Origin of the sequence: Vibrio sp. AND4 (assembly GCF_000171815.1) — a bacterium.
Classification (GTDB): Bacteria; Pseudomonadota; Gammaproteobacteria; order Enterobacterales; family Vibrionaceae; genus Vibrio.
The window spans coordinates 1-1,190 of record NZ_ABGR01000126.1; the positions used below are offsets into that span (position 1 = coordinate 1).

1 protein-coding gene and 1 pseudogene are annotated in these 1,190 nt (G+C 41.7%); both read right to left on the minus strand.

Features of this window, described 5'->3' with window-relative positions; translation table 11 throughout:
• Positions 1–155: 155 nt before the first annotated feature.
• Positions 156–923 (minus strand): hypothetical protein, encoded by a 768-nt coding sequence (locus AND4_RS19150; RefSeq protein WP_009844643.1) that lies wholly within the window; start codon positions 921–923, stop codon positions 156–158.
• A gap of 12 nt (positions 924–935) precedes the next feature.
• A pseudogene (locus AND4_RS19155) lies at positions 936–1,190 on the minus strand (hypothetical protein); the annotation flags it as partial.

Here is a 1,190-nt window from a genome sequence, read left to right on the forward strand (position 1 = left end):
CCGAACTTCGCGAATTTTATCTAGCTCTTTTTTTGCTTGATACTCTCTAAGTGCTGTATCTGCTTCTGCGTCTTGTAAGCCAAGTGCAAGCAGAGTCTCTTTATCAGCTGGTACATTGATTAACTCTTCACCGCGTATCATGATTTTCTCAAACATTAGCTAACCTCCGTTGCTTGAGTTGGAATTCCATAACTGACATATGTTGTCGAATGGTTGTTTGATGAATCGCCCGTCTGAATAGCATCATTCGGTAACGTTAGAGTCTTTCCTAGAAATTTGACGTTAGTGTGTGATTCTTTGTGATTGTAAAATTCTTCACCGTCAGCCAAGACTTTGAAATCAATCTTGTGGTTAGATACGATCAAATACTTTAAGCGTCCGCCACGGAGCATAAAGCCTGAATGGACACGTGCTAAGTATCCCTCGGTGGGCCTGTTGTATACTGTATCGTTCCCCGCCGGATCACTTTTCGCGGCATTACAATATGCTAAAAAACCTACATTTGCGACTGTCTGACGATAACGCTGAAAATTGACGACAGTACGTAAGTAATTGGCGTTCCCGGACCACGGGTGAGATTGGCCGCGAAGCGCGACTAGCGCACCTGCTACGTGACTTGTATTAAAATCACTGTTGCTGTAATTGTTCCACGAGTAGTGCCGAAATATCGTAATTTCAGTTTCAGTATTGCTTGGCATGCTAAAAATAACAGGATAAAAAGTGTCTTTATCACCTTTAATATAAAGCTCAGTAACGTAGCGTCCTTCGGCGTTAATGTCATTCGGCGTTAGATTCTCTTTCCAAGCATCAAGCTCTTCTGTCGCTTGTTCAACTCGGGCATCAATCTCTTTATTTTTATCGGAAACAGTTTGAGTTAGATTATTAACTGCTCCAATCAACTGACTTATTTCTTGTGTACTCACAGTATGAGCTCCTTATGATTTTCTAATTAAGTCTGCACCACTATTAAATGCGGCAGTAAGTCGAGTAATGACATCACTTAACTCTTGGTTCGTAGTATCCAACCTTTTTTTCGTTGCAAAGTACGCTGGTTCTTTACCGGAGAAAAGCTTTGAGTCTTCGGCTTGACTAGTTGCAAGTAAGAAGCGAGCATCTGTTGCTTCCATGTCATACACATCTGCCGTATTCGCTTTCTTTGCTAACTCAGTCAAGATAACGCCAATACTGTC